The sequence below is a fragment of the Streptomyces sp. AC558_RSS880 genome (genome assembly GCF_019049255.1).
Classification (GTDB): domain Bacteria; phylum Actinomycetota; class Actinomycetes; order Streptomycetales; family Streptomycetaceae; genus Streptomyces.
This window is the reverse complement of sequence record NZ_JAGMUJ010000161.1, coordinates 404,912-424,790: the sequence shown is the minus strand read 5'-3', so window position 1 is coordinate 424,790 and position 19,879 is coordinate 404,912. Positions and strand designations below refer to the sequence as shown.

20 protein-coding genes and 1 riboswitch are annotated in these 19,879 nt (G+C 71.2%); of the genes, 12 read left to right on the top strand and 8 right to left on the bottom strand.

Annotated elements, in window-relative coordinates:
* The 3 genes from KUM38_RS42590 to KUM38_RS37985 all read left to right on the top strand — a co-directional run.
* The coding region (locus KUM38_RS42590; RefSeq protein WP_254398298.1) for a cbb3-type cytochrome c oxidase subunit I at positions 1–465 on the top strand (465 nt) is incomplete at its 5' end.
* Positions 462–860 (top strand): cytochrome c oxidase subunit 4, encoded by a 399-nt coding sequence (locus KUM38_RS37990; protein WP_217136690.1) that lies wholly within the window; start codon positions 462–464, stop codon positions 858–860. The genes KUM38_RS42590 and KUM38_RS37990, both read left to right, overlap by 4 nt.
* Before the next feature lie 116 nt (positions 861–976).
* Positions 977–2,254, top strand: coding sequence for an Ig-like domain-containing protein (locus tag KUM38_RS37985; protein ID WP_217136689.1), 1,278 nt, complete (start codon positions 977–979; stop codon positions 2,252–2,254).
* A 104-nt stretch (positions 2,255–2,358) separates the two neighbouring features.
* Here the strand turns inward: KUM38_RS37985 and KUM38_RS37980 are convergent, their stop codons facing one another.
* Positions 2,359–2,760, bottom strand: a complete 402-nt coding sequence (locus KUM38_RS37980; RefSeq protein WP_217136688.1) for a hypothetical protein — start codon at positions 2,758–2,760, stop codon at positions 2,359–2,361.
* A gap of 227 nt (positions 2,761–2,987) precedes the next feature.
* Between KUM38_RS37980 and KUM38_RS37975 the strand changes: the two genes are divergently transcribed.
* From KUM38_RS37975 to KUM38_RS37950, 6 genes are all read left to right on the top strand, one after another.
* Positions 2,988–3,599 (top strand): heme-copper oxidase subunit III, encoded by a 612-nt coding sequence (locus KUM38_RS37975; RefSeq protein ID WP_217136687.1) that lies wholly within the window; start codon positions 2,988–2,990, stop codon positions 3,597–3,599.
* A gap of 82 nt (positions 3,600–3,681) precedes the next feature.
* Positions 3,682–4,494, top strand: coding sequence for a cytochrome c (locus tag KUM38_RS37970; protein ID WP_217136686.1), 813 nt, complete (start codon positions 3,682–3,684; stop codon positions 4,492–4,494).
* On the top strand, positions 4,491–5,549 hold the full coding sequence (locus tag KUM38_RS37965; RefSeq protein WP_217136685.1) for a ubiquinol-cytochrome c reductase iron-sulfur subunit: 1,059 nt from the start codon (positions 4,491–4,493) through the stop codon (positions 5,547–5,549). The genes KUM38_RS37970 and KUM38_RS37965 overlap by 4 nt, the downstream gene beginning before the upstream one ends.
* Complete coding sequence (locus KUM38_RS37960; RefSeq protein WP_217136684.1) at positions 5,546–7,183, top strand: cytochrome bc complex cytochrome b subunit; 1,638 nt, start codon at positions 5,546–5,548, stop codon at positions 7,181–7,183. The genes KUM38_RS37965 and KUM38_RS37960 overlap by 4 nt, the downstream gene beginning before the upstream one ends.
* Before the next feature lie 154 nt (positions 7,184–7,337).
* Entirely contained in the window at positions 7,338–8,402 is a 1,065-nt protein-coding gene (gene trpD, locus KUM38_RS37955; protein ID WP_217136683.1) for an anthranilate phosphoribosyltransferase, read from the top strand.
* Positions 8,403–8,478: 76 nt separating this feature from the next.
* Positions 8,479–8,595: riboswitch (SAM riboswitch) on the top strand.
* Between the two features lie 161 nt (positions 8,596–8,756).
* Entirely contained in the window at positions 8,757–10,130 is a 1,374-nt protein-coding gene (locus KUM38_RS37950) for an aminotransferase class V-fold PLP-dependent enzyme (protein ID WP_217136681.1), read from the top strand.
* A gap of 174 nt (positions 10,131–10,304) precedes the next feature.
* Here KUM38_RS37950 and KUM38_RS37945 read toward each other — a convergent pair whose 3' ends face one another.
* The 7 genes from KUM38_RS37945 to KUM38_RS37915 form a co-directional block, all read right to left on the bottom strand.
* Positions 10,305–11,468, bottom strand: coding sequence for a glycerate kinase (locus KUM38_RS37945; RefSeq protein WP_217136679.1), 1,164 nt, complete (start codon positions 11,466–11,468; stop codon positions 10,305–10,307).
* A 12-nt stretch (positions 11,469–11,480) separates the two neighbouring features.
* Positions 11,481–12,896 (bottom strand): SLC13 family permease, encoded by a 1,416-nt coding sequence (locus KUM38_RS37940; RefSeq protein WP_217136677.1) that lies wholly within the window; start codon positions 12,894–12,896, stop codon positions 11,481–11,483.
* Positions 12,897–12,986: 90 nt separating this feature from the next.
* Positions 12,987–13,649, bottom strand: coding sequence for a response regulator transcription factor (locus KUM38_RS37935; RefSeq protein WP_217136675.1), 663 nt, complete (start codon positions 13,647–13,649; stop codon positions 12,987–12,989).
* The gene (locus KUM38_RS37930; protein WP_217136672.1) at positions 13,646–15,142 is read right to left on the bottom strand and encodes an ATP-binding protein; all 1,497 of its coding nucleotides are present in this window, start codon (positions 15,140–15,142) and stop codon (positions 13,646–13,648) included. The genes KUM38_RS37935 and KUM38_RS37930 overlap by 4 nt, the downstream gene beginning before the upstream one ends.
* Positions 15,069–15,383 (bottom strand): small secreted hydrophilic protein, encoded by a 315-nt coding sequence (locus KUM38_RS37925; RefSeq protein ID WP_217136670.1) that lies wholly within the window; start codon positions 15,381–15,383, stop codon positions 15,069–15,071. Before KUM38_RS37925 ends, KUM38_RS37930 begins: the two co-directional genes overlap by 74 nt.
* 256 nt (positions 15,384–15,639) lie before the next feature.
* Positions 15,640–15,921, bottom strand: coding sequence for an Lrp/AsnC family transcriptional regulator (locus KUM38_RS37920; RefSeq protein WP_030820493.1), 282 nt, complete (start codon positions 15,919–15,921; stop codon positions 15,640–15,642).
* Positions 15,918–16,652, bottom strand: coding sequence for a rhomboid family intramembrane serine protease (locus KUM38_RS37915; protein ID WP_217136669.1), 735 nt, complete (start codon positions 16,650–16,652; stop codon positions 15,918–15,920). The genes KUM38_RS37920 and KUM38_RS37915 overlap by 4 nt, the downstream gene beginning before the upstream one ends.
* 156 nt (positions 16,653–16,808) lie before the next feature.
* On the opposite strand from KUM38_RS37915, the gene KUM38_RS37910 reads away from it, so the two are divergent.
* The 3 genes from KUM38_RS37910 (at position 16,809) to KUM38_RS37900 (ending at position 19,777) form a co-directional block, all read left to right on the top strand.
* A complete protein-coding gene (locus tag KUM38_RS37910) occupies positions 16,809–17,048 on the top strand; it encodes a hypothetical protein (RefSeq protein ID WP_004932140.1) in 240 nt (79 codons plus the stop codon).
* Positions 17,049–17,113: 65 nt separating this feature from the next.
* Positions 17,114–18,457: an NYN domain-containing protein gene (locus KUM38_RS37905; RefSeq protein WP_217136667.1), complete on the top strand. Its 1,344-nt coding sequence runs from the start codon at positions 17,114–17,116 to the stop codon at positions 18,455–18,457.
* Positions 18,458–18,736: 279 nt separating this feature from the next.
* Positions 18,737–19,777, top strand: a complete 1,041-nt coding sequence (locus KUM38_RS37900) for a C40 family peptidase (protein WP_217136665.1) — start codon at positions 18,737–18,739, stop codon at positions 19,775–19,777.
* Positions 19,778–19,879 lie beyond the last annotated feature (102 nt).

The following is a 19,879-nucleotide window of genomic DNA, read 5'->3' as shown; positions in this document are numbered from 1 at the left end:
TTCACCGGCAAGCTGCTCGACGAGCGCCTCGGCAAGATCACCTTCTGGACGCTGTTCATCGGCTTCCACGGCACCTTCCTCGTCCAGCACTGGCTGGGTGTCGAGGGCATGCCGCGCCGGTACGCCGACTACCTGGCGGCCGACGGCTTCACCGCGCTGAACACGGTCTCGACGATCGCCTCGTTCCTGCTGGGCATGTCGATGCTGCCGTTCTTCTACAACATCTGGAAGACGGCCAAGTACGGCAAGCCGGTCAACGTCGACGACCCGTGGGGCTACGGCCGCTCCCTGGAGTGGGCGACCTCCTGCCCGCCGCCGCGGCACAACTTCCTCACCCTGCCGCGGATCCGCAGCGAATCCCCCGCGTTCGACCTGCACCACCCGGAGATCGCCGCACTCGACGAGCTCGAGAACGCCGGTCACGGTGAGAAGGCCCTCTCCGGCAGCAAGGAGGCCGGCAAGTGAAGATCCAGGGCAAGATGTTCATCTGGCTGAGCGTCTTCTTCCTCATCATGGCCGGTGTCTACGGCGTGTGGTCGAAGGAGCCGGTCGGCACCACCGCCCTCTTCCTGGCCTTCGGCCTGAGCATCATGATCGGCTTCTACCTGGGCTTCACGGCCCGGCGGGTCGACGTGGGCGCGCAGGACAACAAGGAGGCGGACGTCGCCGACGACGCCGGCGAGGTCGGGTTCTTCAGCCCGCACAGCTGGCAGCCGCTCTCCCTCGCCGTGGGTGGCGCGCTGGCCTTCATGGGCGTCGCGATCGGCTGGTGGCTGATGTACTTCTCGGCACCGCTGCTCCTGATCGGCATCTGGGGCTGGGTCTTCGAGTACTACCGCGGTGAGAACCGCACCCAGTGACCACGGCGTCGAGGGGCCCGGACACTCCATCAGGAGGGTCCGGGCCCCTCGCCGTTGTCTCACCCGTTCGGGCCGTCCAGTGAGCCGAGGGCGGTGCGGGTTCCTAGCGTGAAGTCATGAGACGCACAGAGCCCCCTCGTGGCGCGGGCGCCGGGCGGAGCCGCGTCGCCGGCCGCACGCTGCTGGTGATCGCCCTCGTCGCGGGCGTCGCGGGCTGTTCCGCCGACGGCGACCCGCTGTCCGCCGAGCCCTACGACGCGGCGGGCCGGATCTCCTTCAGCGGATCCGTGGAGGCGGGCGGGAAGGCCGACCCCGACAAGCCCCTGGAGGTCGTCGCCGAGGACGCCGACGGGCGCATCACGGACGTCACCGTCGTGGACGCCTCGGGACGCCGTGTGACGGGCGAGCTGGCCGCCGACGGCAGCCGCTGGCACAGCACCTCCCCGCTGGCCGCGGGCGCCCGGTACACGGTCCGGGTGAGCACCGAGGACGAGGACGGGGCGCCCGGCCGCAAGGTCCTCACCTTCACCACCGCCAAGCCCTCCACCGCCAAGCGCCTGGCCGTCGCCTTCGGCCCCGCGGCGGGCACGTACGGCGTCGGCCAGCCCCTCACCGCCGAGCTGAACGCACCCGTCAAGGACCGGGCCCAGCGAGCCGTCGTGGAGCGCGGCCTGAGGGTCGAGTCCACCCCCGCCGTGTCCGGCGCCTGGCACTGGGTGGACGACAAGAAGCTGCACTACCGCCCCCAGGACTACTGGCCCGCCCACGCCACCGTCAGCGTGCGCAGCACCCTGGAGGGCATCAGGATCAACGACCGGCTGCGGGGCGGCAGGTCCGAGCCCCTGACGATCCGCACCGGTGACCGGGTGATAGCCGTCACCGACGCCGCCGCGCACCGGCTGACGGTCTACAAGAACGACGAGGAGATCAAGCAGATCCCCGTCACCACCGGCAAGCCCGGCTTCGAGACCCGCAACGGCGTCAAGGTCGTGCTCGCCAAGGAACGCCTCGTACGTATGCGCAGCACCACCGTCGGCATCGCCGAGGGTTCGGCGGAGTCGTACGACCTGGACGTCCACTTCGCCACCCGGGTGACCTGGAGCGGCGAGTACGTGCACGCCGCACCCTGGTCCGTCGGCTCCCAGGGCTACGACAACGTCAGCCACGGCTGCGTCGGCATGAGCACCGGCGACGCGGAGTGGTTCTTCGACACCGTCCGTGAGGGCGACATCGTCAAGGTCGAGAACTCGGCCGGCGACACGATGGAACCCTTCGGCAACGGCTACGGCGACTGGAACCTGGACTGGACCACATGGCAGGCGGGCAGCGCCCTGACCCCCGACAAGGGCCAGAACCCCCGGGAGACAGCACGTCTCAGGCCGACGGCGGTGTAGCGCCCCGAAAGGGGCGCGGGGCTGTCACCTGTGCGGCTCCGCCGCGTGGGCGCGACCAGCCACAACGGACCCGCGGTCGCCGTGTCACAGGAGGAACCGAGTTCCTAGGCGCTCTGCAAGTGCTTCTGCCGCAGCAGCGCGGCCAGCGCCGCCGCGAACTCCACCGGCTCCACCGGCAAGGTGACCGCACTCTCCGCCCGGCTCCACGTCGCCAGCCACGCGTCCTGCGGCCGCCCGATCAGCAGAAGCACCGGGGGACAGTTGAACACCTCGTCCTTGATCTGCCGGCACATCCCCATGCCCCCCATCGGCACGGCCTCGCCGTCCAGCACGCACACGTCGATGCCGCCCCGGTCGAGCTCCGCCAGCACGGCCGCCGGGGTCGCGCACTCCACGAACTCCACGACGGGCACGTCCGGCGCCGGTCGCCGCCCGGTGGCGAGCCGCACCTGCTCCCGGGTGTTGGCGTCGTCGCTGTAGACCAGCACCGTGGCGGTCGCCTGCATTGTTCCTCCACGCGTAAGAGAGAGGGCACGGCTCTGTCGGGAACTTCGGGTACCGATGGCGCGGATGCTACCCCTTCGGACCGCTTGTCAACACTGGTTCGGACACGCCTTCGAGGCGGCTCCGCCACGGGCCCCGGGTGGGCCATCCGGGCAGTCCAGGAGGGCCGAACACACCGAACGGCACCCCCGGGAGTGAGGGCGGGATAAGCGACCGACATAATGTCGGCGTGGCGACAGCAACGACAGTAGATACCGGGCACGCGCACCCGTCGGTCAACCGACCGAACCTCACCAGCGTCGGAACCATCATCTGGCTGAGTTCCGAGCTGATGTTCTTCGCGGCCCTCTTCGCGATGTACTTCACCCTGCGATCGGTGACCGGACCCGAGTTCTGGTCGGAGAAGGCCGACCACCTGAACTTCCCGTTCTCGGCGGCGAACACCACGATCCTGGTGCTTTCCTCCCTCACCTGCCAGCTCGGCGTCTTCGCCGCCGAGCGCGGTGACGTGAAGAAGCTCCGGATGTGGTTCATCGTCACCTTCATCATGGGCGCGATCTTCATCGGCGGTCAGGTCCTCGAGTACACCGAGCTGGTCAAGCACTACGGCCTGTCTCTCTCCTCCGACGCGTACGGCTCGGCCTTCTACCTGACCACCGGCTTCCACGGCCTGCACGTGACGGGCGGTCTCATCGCCTTCCTGCTGGTCCTGGGCCGGACCTACGCGGCCAAGAGGTTCACCCACGAGCAGGCGACCGCGGCCATCGTCGTGTCCTACTACTGGCACTTCGTCGATGTCGTCTGGATCGGCCTCTTCGCCACGATCTACATGATCAAGTAGCCGGGCCCACATCCGCGCGCGCTCCTCGAGGGCGCACCAACCAGAAGCATCGACGCAGAAGATCCTGACACCGGGGTAATCCGTGAAAAAGCTCTCCGCACGACGACGCCATCCGCTGGCGGCGCTCGTCGTCCTCCTCCTCGCGCTGGCATGCACCGGGGGGCTCTACGCCGTGTTCGCACCCGCGGACAAGGCGCAGGCCGACGAAACCGCCCAGTCCCTCACCATCGAGGAGGGCAAGAAGCTCTACGCGGTCGGCTGCGCCAGCTGCCACGGCACCGGCGGTCAGGGCACCACCGACGGCCCGACCCTGGTGGGCGTGGGCGCCGCGGCCGTGGACTTCCAGGTGAGCACCGGCCGTATGCCGGCCGCCACCTCGCAGGCCGCGCAGATCCCGGACAAGCCGGCCGTCTACACCCAGGCCGAGATCGACCAGCTGGCGGCGTACATCGCCTCCCTGGGCGCCGGCCCGGCCGTCCCCACCGCCGAGCAGTACGGCCCCGAGGGCGCCGACATCGCCAAGGGCGGCGAACTGTTCCGCAACAACTGCGCGCAGTGCCACAACTTCACCGGCAAGGGCGGTGCGCTCACGCACGGCAAGTACGCCCCGAGCCTTGAGGACGTCGCTCCCAAGCACATCTACGAGGCCATGCTCACCGGCCCGCAGAACATGCCCTCCTTCCCGGACAGCACGCTGACGGAGCAGAACAAGAAGGACATCATCGCGTACCTGGGCGAGGTCAACAGCGACGAATCCGAGAGCCCGGGCGGCATGGAGCTGGGCGGGCTCGGCCCGGTCAGTGAGGGCCTGTTCGGCTGGATCTTCGGTCTCGGCGGACTGATCGTCGTCGCTGTGTGGGTCGCCGCTCGGACCGCAAAGGCCAAGAAGTCATGAGTAGCCAAGACATCCCCGAAGAGAACCTGCCCGCAGCGCAGGACACCACCCACGGCGCGGTGAGGGTCGCGGACGAGAAGAACCCGTTCGCCGACCCGGGCCTGCCGCCCCACGAGCACCGGATCCAGGACATCGACGAGCGGGCCGCCAAGCGGTCCGAGCGCACGGTCGCCCTGCTGTTCACGCTGTCGATGCTGGCCACCATCGGCTTCATCGCCTCGTTCGTGGCGATCCCGGTCGAGAAGATCGTCTACATCTTCCCGCTGGGCCACATCAGCGCTCTGAACCTCGCGCTCGGCGTGACGCTCGGCATCGCGCTGTTCGCCATCGGCGCGGGCGCGGTCCACTGGGCCCGCACCCTGATGTCCGACGAGGAGCTGACCGACGAGCGGCACCCGATCGAGGCCTCGCCCGAGGTCAAGGCGAAGGTCATGGACGACTTCCGCCAGGGTGCCAAGGAGTCGGTGCTCGGCCGGCGCAAGCTGATCCGCAACACGATGTTCGGCGCCCTCGCCCTGTTCCCGCTCTCCGGCGTCGTGCTGCTGCGCGAGCTCGGCCCGCTGCCCGAGGGCAAGCTGCGCCACACCCTGTGGGGCAAGGGCAAGCTGCTCGTCAACATGAACACGAACGAGCCGCTGCGGCCGTCCGACCTCATCGTGGGCTCGCTGACCTTCGCCAAGCCCGAGGGCCTGGAGGAGCACGACCACGGCTTCCAGAACGAGATCGCCAAGGCCGCCCTGATGCTGGTCCGCATCCAGCCGGACGACATCAAGGACAAGCGGTCCCTCGAGTGGTCGCACGAGGGCATCCTCGCGTACTCGAAGATCTGCACCCACGTCGGTTGCCCGATCTCCCTGTACGAGCAGCAGACGCACCACGCGCTGTGCCCCTGCCACCAGTCCACCTTCGACCTTTCCGACGGAGCCAAGGTCATCTTCGGTCCCGCCGGTCACGCCCTGCCGCAGCTGCGCATCGGCGTGAACGACGAGGGTTACCTCGAAGCGCTCGGTGACTTCGAGGAGCCCGTCGGTCCTGCCTTCTGGGAGCGCGGATGAGTACTACGACGACCCCCGAGTCCCGCTCGCGCGGGAAGGCCCCGGCCGGCGAGCGCGTCGCCGACTGGGCCGACGGCCGGCTGGGGATCTACTCCCTGGCCAAGGCCAACATGCGCAAGATCTTCCCGGACCACTGGTCCTTCATGCTGGGCGAGATCTGCCTCTACAGCTTCCTCATCATCATCCTCACGGGTGTCTACCTGACGCTGTTCTTCCACCCGTCGATGAACGAGGTGGAGTACCACGGCTCCTACGTCCCGCTGCAGGGACAGCTGATGAGCGAGGCCTACAAGTCGACGCTGGACATCAGCTTCGACGTCCGTGGCGGTCTGCTGATCCGGCAGATCCACCACTGGGCCGCGGTCATCTTCCTGGCCGGCATGTTCGTGCACATGATGCGCGTCTTCTTCACCGGCGCGTTCCGCAAGCCGCGTGAGATCAACTGGCTGTTCGGCTTCCTGCTGTTCGTCCTCGGCATGTTCACCGGTTTCACCGGTTACTCGCTGCCGGACGACCTGCTCTCCGGAACCGGTGTCCGCTTCACCCAGGGCGCGATCCTGTCCGTGCCGATCGTCGGCACGTACATCTCGATGTTCCTGTTCGGCGGGGAGTTCCCCGGCACCGACTTCGTCGCGCGGTTCTACTCGATCCACATCCTGCTGCTGCCGGGCATCATGCTCGGCCTGGTGGTCGCCCACCTGATCCTGGTCTTCTACCACAAGCACACGCAGTTCGCGGGTGCCGGACGGACCAACAAGAACGTCGTGGGCATGCCGCTGCTGCCGGTCTACATGGCCAAGGCGGGAGGCTTCTTCTTCCTGGTCTTCGGCTTCACCGCGCTGATCGCCGGCATCGCGTCCATCAACCCGATCTGGGCTCTGGGCCCGTACCGTCCGGACATGGTCTCCACGGGCGCCCAGCCCGACTGGTACATGGGCTTCGCCGAGGGCCTGGTCCGCGCGATGCCCGGTTGGGAGATCAACTTCTGGGGCCACACCCTGGTCCTGGGCGTCTTCATCCCGCTGGTGCTGTTCGGCGTCTTCCTCGCGGCCTTCGCGCTCTACCCGTTCATCGAGTCCTGGATCACCGGGGACAAGCGCGAGCACCACATCCTGGACCGGCCGCGCAACGCCCCGACCCGTACGGCCTTCGGCGTCGCCTGGGTCACGGCGTACATGATCATGTTGATCGGCGGTGGCAACGACATCTTCGCCACGCACTTCCACCTCTCGATCAACGCGGTCACCTGGTTCGTCCGCATCGGCTTCTTCGTGGGACCGGTCATCGCGTTCGTCGTCACCAAGCGGATCTGCCTCGGCCTGCAGCGCCGGGACAAGGACAAGGTGCTGCACGGCCGCGAGTCGGGCATCATCAAGCGCCTGCCGCACGGTGAGTTCATCGAGGTGCACGAGCCGCTCAGCCAGGAGCAGATGTACACCCTCACCGCGCACGAGCAGTACAAGCCGCTCGAGATCGGCCCCGAGGTCGACGAGAACGGTGTCCGGCGCAAGGTGAAGGCGACCGAGAAGCTGCGCGCCAAGCTGAGCAAGGGCTACTACGGCGAGGACGCCCAGATCCCGAAGCCGACCGTCGAGGAGTACAAGGAGATCACGAGCGGCCACGGCCACCACTGATCACCTTCGGCACCTCACCCCAGTCGCCACACGACGGCGAAGGGCCCCCGTCCGTTCTGCGGACGGGGGCCCTTCGCCGTCCACGGACCTCGATAGGGTGGAGCCCGGGACCTCTCTGGTTCCCGCGATCCTTCTACGACCATCAGGAGCGGCCATGAGCGCTGTGACCCCCGCTGGAGGCGACACCGCGGCGGGCCGCTCCTGGCCCGCCCTGCTGAACGGACTGCTGGACGGACGGAACCTGTCCGCCGACGACACCGCCTGGGCGATGGACCTGATCATGCGCGGCGAGGCGACCGACGCGCAGATCGCCGGATTCGCGGTGTCCCTGCGGGCCAAGGGCGAGACCGTCGAGGAGATCACCGGCTGCGTACGGGCGCTGTACGACCACGCCAACGTGATCGAGGTGCCGGGCGCGACCGTCGACATCGTCGGCACCGGCGGGGACGGCGCCAAGACGGTGAACATCTCCACGATGTCCTCGATCGTCGTGGCCGGCACCGGCGCGAAGGTCGTCAAGCACGGCAACCGGGCCGCCTCCTCCGCGTCCGGCGCCTCCGACGTCCTGGAGAAGCTCGGCGTCAACCTGGAGCTGACCCCGCGACGGGTCGCCGAGGTCGCCGAGGAGGCCGGGATCACCTTCTGCTTCGCGGTGAAGTTCCACCCGGCGCTGCGCCACGTGGCCGCCGCGCGCGGCCAGCTCGGCATCCGCACGGTGTTCAACTTCCTCGGCCCGCTGGCCAATCCGGCGCGGGTCAAGGCGCAGGCGGTCGGCGTCGCCGACCTCCGGATGGCCCCCATCATGGCCGGGGTCTTCGCCGAACGCGGCAACTCCACGCTGGTGTTCCGCGGCGACGACGGACTCGACGAGCTGACCACCACCGCCACCTCCAGGGTGTGGGTGGTCCGCGACGGCAAGGTCGACGAGGAGACCTTCGACCCGCGCGACGTCGGCATCGACCTGGTGCCCGTGGAGGCCCTGCGCGGCGCCGACGCCTCCTACAACGCCGAGGTCGCCCGCCGGCTCCTGGACGGCGAACCGGGTCCCGTGCGGGACGCGGTGCTGCTGAACTCGGCGGCGGCGCTGGTGGCCCTGGAGCCCGGCGGCGGCACCCTGACGGAGCGGATCCGCGCCGGTATGGCGAAGGCGGCCGAGGCGATCGACTCGGGGGCCGCCAAGCGGGTCCTGGAGCGCTGGGTGGCCGTCAGCAACGCGTAGCCGCCGGGCGGTGGGACGTCCCGCGATCCGGACACGGGTTGCGGGACGTCGATCACTTCACGTACTTTCCTGTCCAGGTCATGAGTGACAGCCATCAGGCCCCGGCCGGCTGTCCGGCAACCCTCCGTCCGTGGCGGGGTGCCCCGGGTGAAGACCAGGCCGTGAGCAGCAAGGCCCACGGCAAGCGCGGACCCCTCACACACCAGGGGTCCTGGTCGTCGAGGAGTCTTCCGTGAGCAAGCGAATGCGCTAGGGCTGCCGAGCCCCGCCTCCGCACGTCCCCTTTCCTTCCCTCCGCGCTCGAGCGACACGCGCTCGCGCGGGGATTCCGCCTGCCTCACCGGGAGTTCCGTCATGTCCGTCCCCACCGCTGCCGCCGACCCGTCCGTCCGCGCCCCCCTGCCCGTCCTCGGCCGGGACGTCACCGTCCCCCTCGTCACCGGCGGCGAGGTCACCTACGCCGCCCTCGACTACGCCGCCAGCGCCCCCGCCCTCCAGCGGGTGTGGGACGACGTGGCCGCGTACGCGCCGTACTACGGCAGCGTCCACCGGGGCGCCGGATACCTCTCCCAGCTCTCCACCGACCTGTTCGAGAACGCCCGCCGGACCGTCGCCGGGTTCCTCGACTGCCGTACCGGGGACCAGGTGGTGTTCACCCGCTCCACCACCGACTCCCTCAACCTGCTCGCCACCGCGCTCCCCGACGGCTGCGAGGTCTTCGTCTTCGAGACCGAGCACCACGCCTCCCTGCTGCCCTGGCGTGACGCACGGGTCACCTACCTCGACGCCCCGAACAGCCCCCGACGGGCCGTGGAGACGCTGGAACGCGCCCTCGCCGACCGCGACCCGTACGGCCCGGCCCTGGTCTGCGTCACCGGCGCCTCCAACGTCACCGGCGAGCTGTGGCCCGTACGGGAACTGGCCGCCGCCGCGCACGCGCACGGCGCCCGGATCGTCCTGGACGCCGCCCAGCTCGCCCCGCACCACCCGGTGAGCGTCCGTGACCTGGACGTCGACTGGGTCGCCTTCTCCGGGCACAAGCTGTACGCCCCCTTCGGCTCCGGCGTGCTGGCCGGCCGCGCCGACTGGCTCCAGGAGGCCGAGCCGTACCTCGCGGGCGGCGGCGCCAGCCGCAAGGTCACCCGGCGCGGGGACGGGGGAGTGGACGTGGAGTGGCACGACGGCGCCGCACGCCACGAGGCCGGATCGCCCAACGTCATCGGCGCGTACTCCATCGCCTCCGCCTGCACGGCGCTCACCGAGGCCGGGTTCGACGCCCTGGTCGCCCGCGAGGAGGAGCTGATCGGCGCGGTGCGCGAAGGACTCGCGGACGTGCCCGAGGTGCGCTTCCTGTCCCTGTTCGGGGACGACGCCCCGCGCGTCGGTGTGCTCTCCTTCGTCGTCGAGGGCTGGAACAGCTCCCACTTCGCCGCCGCGCTCTCCGCCGAGTACGGCATCGGCGTACGGGACGGGCTGTTCTGCGCGCACCCGCTGGTGCGGAGGCTGCTCGGCGGCGACTCGGGGGCCCAGGGCGAGTGCGGCGCCCCCGAGGCGGTGCCCGGGGAGAAGTCGCTCAACGCGATCCGGGTGAGCTTCGGCGCGGGGACGCCGGACGAGCACGTGGAGCGGTTCGTCCGGGCGGTGCGCGAGCTCGTCCGCGACGGCGCGCGGTGGAACTACCGCACGGTGGACGGCCGCTGCGTACCGGACACGTCCGCCCGCAAGTGACCTTCTTTCGCCCCCGCCGCCCCTTCCCGTTCCCGTCCCCCGGGGGGCGCTGCCCCCGGACCCCCGCTCCTCAAACGCCGGAGGGGCTGGAGTTAGCCCCTCCGGCGTTTGAGGAGCGGGGTCCGGGGCGGAGCCCCAGGTTCGGGACGGGAAGGGGCGGCGGGGGCGAGAAACCTAGTTGCGGGCCGGCACGGGCAGCCGCGCGCCCAGGACGATCATGCGCAGAGCGCGTTCCGTCGCGTCCGTGAGAAGCTCCGCGCCGCGGACCAGCGCCTCCGCCAGGGCCATCGGCGCGGGCAGGATGCCGTGGCAGGCGTCCACTCCCGGCACCTCCCCCGCGCCCTCCCCGAGCGTCCCCGCCAGGGCCAGCACCGGCCGCCCGGACAGCTTGGCGCGGCGCGCCACCTCCGCCGGGACCTTGCCGCGCGGCGTCTGGTGGTCCAGGGCGCCCTCCGCGGTGACGACCAGATCGGCGCGGGCCAGCCGGGCGTCCAGGTCGAGGTGGTCCAGCAGGACCTGGAAGCGGGGCAGGAGGGACCCGCCCAGGGCGGCGAGCCCGGCGCCCAGTCCGCCGGAGGCGCCCGTACCGCGGCCGAGGCGCAGATCGGTGCCGGTGACGGCGAGATCGCGGGTCAGCACCCGCGCCCAGTTCTCCAGCGCCGCCGACAGCTCCTCGACCTGCTCCGGGGTCGCCCCCTTCTGCGGGCCGAACACCCGGGCCACGCCCCGCTCCCCGCACAGCACGTTGAAGGGGTTGCAGGCGACGAGGAGTTCCACCTCGGCGAGACGGGGATCGAGGCCGGCCGGGTCGATGCGGGCCAGGCGCGTCAACGCGCTTCCGCCGGGCGCCAGTTCAAGTCCGTCCGCGTCCAGCAGCCGGGCGCCGAGCGCCTGGAGCGCGCCCGCGCCGCCGTCGGAGGTGCCCGAGTCGCCGCAGCCCACCAGGATCCGCCGTACGCCCTGGTCGAGGGCGGCGCGGATCAGTTCCCCGACGCCGTACGTGGTGGTGGCGCCCGGGTCGCGCCGGGTGCGGGGGACGAGGGAGAGGCCGGCGACCGCCGCCATCTCCACCACCGCCGTGTCCCCGGGGCCGAGCAGCGCGAAGTGGGTGCCGACCGGTTCGCCGACCGGGCCGGTGGCGGCCAGTGCGACCAGCCGGCCGCCGGTCGCCGAGGCCAGCGCCGAGGCGGTGCCCTCACCGCCGTCCACCAGGGGGATCCGGTCGATCTCGGCGTCCGGCAGCACCCGGCGGACGCCCGCCGCGATGGCGTCGGCGGCGGCCTGGGCGGACAGCGACTCCTTGAAGCCGCTGGGGGCTACGACGACACGGTTCAGCATGAGGGGAACTCCTTAGCGGGTCACGGGGACGCCGAGCAGCGGCCACACCGCGACGGCGAACAGCAGGACCAGGGCGGCGGTGAGCGGGGCCAGCACGGCGGACAGCCGCAGCAGGTCGCGCGGGGTGTAGGTGGGGGTGCCGGGGATCTCCGCGAAGAGCGTGACCGGTTTCGCGGAGGCCGGGAGCGTGTGGCAGAAGCCCGCGGCGGCGGTGGAGGCGAGCGCCGCGGCGACCGGGTTCACCCCGGCGCCGACGGCCGCCGCGACCACCAGCGGGACCAGCACGGAGGAACGGGCGGACCGGGACTGGAGTATCAGATGGGCGGCCGTGCTGACCGCGACGACGACCGCCAGGAACATCACCGGGGTGATGCCCGACGGCACCCCGCCGACCAGCCACTTCGCCGCGCCGGACTCGGCGAGTGCCACGCCCATCGCCATCGTCGCCGCCATGAACAGCAGCAGCGACCAGGGCACCGTCTTCAGCGCGTCCTTCAGCCGTACGGTGCCGAGTGCCGGCGAGGCGGCGACGACCGCGCCGATCAGCGCGACCATCGCGGGGGACACCCGGTGCAGCGGCTCGCTGCACCACAGGGCGACGACCGTGGCCAGCAGCAGGGCGCAGCGCTTCTCGGCCTGGGTCCAGGGGCCGGTGACCGGGCGGTCGCTGTGCCGCTGGATCTCCTCGGCGGTGATGTGCACGCCGCCCCTGCGGTCCGCGCGCCGGGTGGTGGTCAACAGGACGGCCTCGGCGGCGAGGTGGGAGGAGGCCACGGCCAGCGGCAGCCCGAGCAGCAGCCACTCGGTGAAGCCGACCCGTTCCCCGGCGGCCTCCCACAGCACCGACACGGTGATCAGATGCGCTCCCGCACCGATCAGGGTCGCCACCGCCGACAGGAGGATCACGGTCGGGAACAGCAGCGCCAACATCACGACCAGCCGTTTCCGGTCGGCGAGCGCCTTGGCGAGGGCGAGGAACACCGGCAGGGCGAGCGCCGCCCGGCCGGACGTGGCCGGCACCGCGAACGCCGTGACGACCAGCGCGGCCGTCGTCAGGTGCGTCAACTGCCGCACCGTACGCGCCCCGCCGACCAGGAAGGCCGCCGCCCGCCCCGCGAGCCCCGTCCGGGTGACCGCCGCCGCCAGCACGAACGCACAGATCAGCAGCCACACCGTCGAGTCGCCCAGGGTGCCGAACAGGGTGTCGCTGCTGATCACCCCGGTCACCGTCAGCGCGAGTCCGGCGCCCAGCGCGATGTACGTGTCGTCGATCGGCGTACCGACCCACGCGCAGGTCGCCAGCGCGAACACGGCGAGGGTGAGGCGCGCGTCCCCGCCGAGGCCGGGGAAGGTACCGGGGACCGCGAGCAGCGCGCACAGCGACAGCGCCACGCACAGGGCCGCGGTCAAGCGGGGGTTCAATGTCACGTCATCGACGATTCACCCCGGCGGTGAGCCGTCGATGAGCCGGAGATGAAGGGAACTTCACCCGGCGGGTCCGCCCCGCCGCGGGGGCCGTCACGCGGGGAGCCGGTAGCCCATCCCGCGGACCGTCTCCACCTTCTCCGCGCCGAGCTTCTTGCGCAGCGCCCGCACGTACACGTCCACGATGTTGGAGCCCGGGTCGAAGTCGTAGCCCCACACGTGGGAGAGGATCTGCTCGCGGGAGAGTACCTGCCCGGGGTGTCTCAGGAACAGTTCGAGGAGCACGAATTCACGGGCCGTCAGGTCGACGGTGCGGTCCCCGGCGCGGGCGCGGCGGGTGCGCAGGTCGAGGCTCAGCGAGCCCGCCTTCAGCACCGTCACCTCCGGCGCCCGGGCCGCCGTGCGCAGCCGCAGCCGTACCCGGGCGAGCAGTTCCTCGAAGCGGAACGGCTTGGTCATCCAGTCGTCGGCGCCGCCCTCCAGACCGGCCACCGTGTCCCGGACCGAGTCCCGCGCGGTCAGCACGATCACCGGGGTCGTCACCCGGGACTCGCGCAGCTCGCGCAGCACGGTGAAGCCGTCCCGGCCGGGCAGCCCGATGTCGAGGACGACCAGGTCGAAACCGCCGGTCAGGGCGTACTCGTAGCCGGTCTCGCCGTCGGGGACGACGGTGGTGGTGAAGCCGTTGGCGCGCAGGCCCTTCTCCACGAAGGAGGCGATGCGCTCCTCGTCCTCGACGATCAGGATCCGGTTCACTCGGGTGCCTCTTCCAGGGTGAGTACGAAGGTGGCGCCGCCGCCCTCGGTGTCGTCCAGACGGACCCGGCCGCCGTGGCCCTCGGCGATCGCCTTGACGATCGACAGGCCGAGCCCGGCTCCCGAACCGCGCGCCCCGCGCCGGGAGGTGCCGCGCCGGAAGCGTTCGAAGACCAGCTCCCGGTCCTGCGGCCGGACCCCGGGGCCCGAGTCGGCGACGTACAGCTCGATCCGGGAACCCTCCGCGCGGGAGCCGATGCGGATGGTCTGGCCGGTGGCGGTGTGCTGCACCGCGTTCTGCGCCAGCTGCACCATCGCCTGGGTGATCCGCTGCGGATCCAGCTCGGCCTCCCGGTCGGCCGTGCCGGTGAGCTGCCAGTCGCGTTCGCCGAGGGTGCGGGCCTTGACGTAGACGTCGGCGGTGAGTTCGGCGAGCTGGACCGGCTCGGGGCGGACGAAGTCGGGGCGTTCGGCCTTGGCGAGCAGCAGCAGGTCCTCCACGATGCGGCTCATCCGGTCGAGTTCGTCGGTGACGAGGCGGACGGTCTCCTCCCGTTCGGCCGGGTCGTCGCCCATCAGCTCCAGATGACCGCGCACGATGGTGATCGGGGTGCGCAGTTCGTGGCCGGCGTCGTCGACGAACTGGCGCTGGACGGCGAAGGCCCGCTCCAGCCGGTCGAGCATCGCGTTGAACGTCTCGGCGAGGGCCGCGATGTCGTCGTGGCCGCGCACCGCGATACGGCGGGTGAGGTCCTGCTCGGTGAGCTGCGCGGCGGCGGTGCGCACCAGCCGTACGGGCTGCAGGATCCGCCCGGCGACCGCCCAGCCGATGCCGGTGGTCAGCAGCAGGGCGACCCCGGAGATGGCGAGCAGCACCCGGAACACCTCGTCCACCCGCGCCACTTCGCGCTCGGGGTGGAAGGCGACGACGAACGCCGCCTCCGGGGCGCCGCCGTGCCGGGCCACGGCCACCTTGGCCCAGCGGATCTCGCCCTCGGGCCGGTGCAGCACACCGGAGGCGTCGGGGGAGTCGAAGATGCGGCGCCGGGCGTCGTCGTCCTCGTACAGGGGCAGGGCGACGGGCAGCTCGCGCGGCTGGGTGAGCTTCGCCGGGCCGCCGCTGCCGCGGGCCACCAGGCCGATCAGCTCCTCGTCCGGGTCGGCGTACTGCCGTTCCAGGAAGACCCGCAGCAGCCGGTCCGGGTCGGTGAAGGACCGGCCCGTCTCCGGATCGAAGCCGCGCTCCTCGAAGTTGGCGAACTCACCGGTCTCCTGGGCGAGCAGCCCGCTGATCCGGTGGTCCACGTCCCGCAGCAGGAAGGAGCGGGTGGTCATGGCGACCGAGGCGAGCGCGACCGCCATGACGAACAGCAGCCACAGCAGGATGCGGACCCGGGCGGAGATCCGCCGGCGGACCCGGTCAGCCGTCGTCGCCCGGTCCGTCGTCCCCGCCGGGGGCGTCGTCCGGGGAGTCCTGGCCTCCGTCGTCGTCATCGTCGTCATCCGCTGGGCTGTCGGTCACGGGAGGCCGGGAGACGACCTCGTCGCTCGGCGTCGGCTCGGGCCGCGCGGACGGGGCCGTGGGCGCCGGAGTGGGCGAGCCGCTGTCCAGTTCGACCCGGGGCGGCACCTTGGGCGGTTCGGGGCTGTCGGCGAGGGCGTAACTGGTCGCGGCGACGCCCAGTGGGATCAGTACGACGGCGGCGAGGGCCGCCATCCGGCGAGTGAAGACCATGCCCCGATCCTGCGCACCGCACCGGAGGTCCCGGATGAGCACCGGATGAAGAACTCTTCATCCACCCGCTGAAGGTCAGCCCCTCCGGCACGATCCAGCCCCTCTGGGGGTGCCCCCTTTGGGGGAGTTCGAGGAGCGGGGTCCGGGGCGGAGCCCCGGGTTCGGGACGGGACGGGGCGGCGGGGGCGAAAAACCGGCTGAGGCACCCCGGACCGCCACCGACCGGAGGGCGGGCGATCCCGCCCCGGGCGGACCGCTAGCTGTCCAGCCCGATGGCGAACGCCGCCTCCAGGTCGTGCTGCGAGTACGTACGGAACGCCACGTGCGTGTCGGTGCCCTCCACCCCCGGGATCTTGCTGATCCGGCCGGGAATGACCTCCGCCAGATCCTCGTGCTCACGCACCCGGACCATGGCGATCAGGTCGTACGTGCCGGTGACGGAGAAGACCTCGCTGACGCTGTCCAGCGCGGCGATCCGTTCCGCGATCTCGGGGATCCGGTCCACGCTGGTCTTGATGAGGACGATCGCGGTGATCACGGCTGGTTCTCTCCCTCGGGGGCCGGAGCAGGGGTGGCCTTCACTGTAGTCGCCCCGCCGAAGCGCACCCACGCGTAGCCGAAGCCCAGCCCGAACCCGATCAGGTGCGCCAGGTACGCCACCCCCGGCCCCTCGCCCGCCCGCCCCGCCGCCGCCCACTGCAGCGCCGCCCAGAACGGCAGCACCACCCACGCCGGCAGGCGTACCGGCAGGAAGAACAGGAACGGCAGGAGACTGGTCACCCGGGCCCGGGGGAACAGGAAGAGGAACGCGCCGAGCACCGCCGAGATCGCCCCGGAGGCACCGACCAGGGACCGCCCGGAGTCCGCGTCGGTGGCGGCGTACCCCAGCAGCGCGAGGTAGCCGCAGCCGACGTAGCACAGGGTGAACCGCACCCGGCCCATCCGTGCCTCGGTCATCGCCCCGAAGACCTGGAGGAACAGCATGTTGCCGAGCAGGTGCACCCAGCTGCCGTGCACGAACAGCGCCGTGGCGGGGGTGAGGACGGCCGCGGGGGATCCTTCGAACAGGTCTGCGGGAATGACGCCCCAGTGCCGGAAATAGGCCCTTTGCGCGGCGAGCAGCTCCTCCCCGGAGCCGTGGGCCGGATTCAGGCCCGACGCCGGCCCGATCAGGAAGAGCAGGCAGCACAGCGCGATGAGGGTGTGCGTCACCGGCGCGGAGGCGCCCCGGATCGCCCCGGCGGCCGACGCGCTCCAGTCACGGATCATGAATACAGAGCATGACGTAACCGGACGCAACCGCACAGACCGCCTCGCCGCCGTGGACGGGCGGGCGGCGGGGACCCGCCAGGCCGTAGGGTTACGAGCCACACGCACCGGCGGGCCGGTGCGTCACGGACACTGGAAGGAAGGCGAACAGCCACGATGACGGTTCCTCTGCCGACCGCCTCGACGCGGTGGCGCTGCACCCTCTGCGGCAACCTCACCCGCTTCGACGTGACCCGCTCGTCGAAGGTCGTCGAGTACGTCCACCTCGATCTGGCCGGAGAGCCCAGGGTCGAGGAGCGCGAGGTGCTCGGTGAGACCATCGAGTCGGTGCGGTGCCGCTGGTGCAACGCCGTGGATCAGGTGGAACTCGTGGACAGGCCGGGTGCCGGCTCCTGAGCGGGAGCGGGCCCCGCTGACGTGACCCCGCGCGGGGTCGCAGAACAGGCATAGGGGTGTGACGGATGGTGGAGACCACGGGCGGGGGGCCGCAGGACGGCGCCGCCGAGGTGCTCGACCGTCCGCTGCCCGACGGAGTGCGCCGCCGCGTCATCCAGATCGTCGCCGACGGCTTCGGCGGACTCACGGTCGCCGAGCTGCCCGCCCAGCTGCGGCAGTACGCGCGCTTCGCCCCGAACCGCCGCGCCAAGTTCGCCGGCAACGCCATGGCCGCGGCGCTGGAGACCGATCCGCTGTTCCGGCAGCGCATCGGGGAGAAACTCAGAGAGGCCCAGCCGGAACTGACCGGTGCCCTCGACTCCGGCTCCCCGCCCCCGGCCGCGGACCCGCTCGACGTGGCGGCCGCGGCCTACGTGCTCCGCCCGCCCGGCTGGGTCAAGCTGGTCACCGCCGCCGGCGAGGAGGCCCAGCGCGCCGACGCCGAGCGCGCCGACGACGAGACCCGGGCCGAGCTGGAACGGCTGCGCGCCGAACTGGCCCGGGCCCGGGAGCACACCAAGTCCGAGACCGAGCGGCTGCGCACCGAACTGGAGTCGGCGAAGAAGGAAGCCGAGTCGCTGCACCGCAAGCTGCGCTCCGCCCTCAGCGACGTCAAGCGCGGCGAGGCCGCCGTGCGCAAGCTGCGGGGCGAGATGGAGACCGTGCGCGCCGAGGGCCACGCCCAGGTGTCGGCCGCCGAGAGCGAGAGCCGGCGCCTCAAGGCCCGGCTGGGGGAGACCGAGGCCGCCCTCGAGGCCGCCCGCCGGGCCGCCCGCGAGGGCCGCAGCGTCGAGGACATGCGGGTCCGGCTGCTCCTGGACACCGTCCTTGACGCCGCCCAGGGGCTTCGCCGGGAGCTGGCGCTGCCCCCGGTGTCCGTCCGGCCCGCCGAGACCGTGGACGCCGTCGAGCCCGGCCGCATGACCCCGAAGGACATCGCCGCCCGCGCGCTGTCCGAGCACGACCCGGCCGTCCTCGACCAGCTGCTGGCGCTGCCGCAGGCGCATCTGGTCGTCGACGGCTACAACGTCACCAAGACCGGCTATCCCCAGATGCCCCTGGAGAAGCAGCGGCTGCGCCTGCTGGGCCAGCTCGCCCAGCTCGCCGCCCAGACGGGCGCCGAGGTGACCTGTGTCTTCGACGGCGCCGAACTGGTCGCGCCGGTGCTGCTCGCGCCGCCGCGCGGGGTGCGGGTGCTGTTCTCCAAGCCGGGCGTCACCGCCGACGAGCTGATCCGCCAGCTGGTGCGCGCCGAGCCGCCGGGGCGGCCCGTCATCGTCGCCTCCACCGACCGCGAGGTCGCCGACGGGGTGGCCCGCGCGGGCGCCCGCCCGGTCGCCTCGGCGATGCTCCTGAAGCGGCTCGCCTAGCACCTCCGAAGCGGCTCGCGCGGCACCCCGCCCAAAAGGCTTACCTCACACCTCATTCACATCCGTCCCTCGTGCAACGTACGGGATCTATGCCCGAATTGACGGAACCGTCACGCAACGTAGCGTCAAAGGTGCGTCACTGCAGGTGAGTTCGGATCGAATAAACCCGCTGTAACGGAGATTTTGTGTCCAGGGATTTGAACTGATCACAAGAGAATCACTAGGGTCTCCCTTCGAACCCTCGCTCGCGCGATCACTCTCGAGAAGGAGCTCGTCTCCGTGGCGTCCCACCGTCGTCCCAAGCAGCCGAGCCGCGCACGCGTCACCGTGCTCACCACCGCTGCCGCAGCTGCCGTCGTCATGAGCTCGCAGGCCGCCAACGCCGCCCCGAGCGAGAAGCCGAGCAAGGACGAGGTCAAGGCCAAGGTCGACAAGCTCTACGAGCAGGCCGAGCAGGCCACCGAGAAGTACAACGGCGCCAAGGAGAAGCAGGAGAAGCTCCAGAAGGAGATCTCCACCATCCAGGACAACGTCGCCAAGGGCCAGCAGGAGCTCAACGAGCTGCGCGACGGCCTCGGTTCGATGGCCAGCGCCCAGTACCGCAGCGGTGGCATCGACCCCTCCGTCCAGCTCTTCCTCTCCGCCGACCCGGACGACTACCTCGACAAGGCGTCCACCCTCGACCAGTTGAGCACCCAGCAGGTCGACGCGCTCAAGGAGATCCAGGAGAAGCAGCGCGAGCTCGCCCAGCAGCGCTCCGAGGCGTCCGAGAAGCTCAAGGACCTCTCCGCCACCCGCACCGAACTGGGCAACAAGAAGAAGGAGATCCAGAGCAAGCTCTCCTCCGCGCAGAAGCTGCTCAACAGCCTCACCGCCGCGGAGAAGGCCCAGCTCGCCCAGGAGGAGAACCGCGCCACCCGCGCCAGCGAGCGTGAGGCGCTCGACGTCAAGGTCCCGGCCGGCTCCGGCCGCGCCGCCGCCGCCTTCGCCGCCGCCCAGAGCAAGCTCGGCACCCCCTACGTCTACGGCGCCACCGGTCCGTCCTCCTTCGACTGCTCCGGCCTGACCTCCTGGGCCTACGCGCAGGCCGGCGTCGGCATCTCGCGCACCTCCGAGGCCCAGACCAACGACGGCACCAGGATCTACTCGGTGAGCCAGCTCAAGGTCGGCGACCTCGTCTTTTTCTTCAACGACCTGCACCACGTGGGTCTCTACGCGGGCAACGGCCAGATCATCCACGCCCCGCGCACCGGCACCGTCGTGCGCTACGAGTCGATGAACACCATCGGCGGCCCGTTCATGTTCGGCGTCCGCGTCTAGCCGCCGCCGTTCGGGGGATTCCCGACCACGCCGTTCGGCTCCACGCCCCGCCTCTGACGCAGGTCACAGGCGGGGCGTCACCGTGTGTGGCTCCCTGGGCCG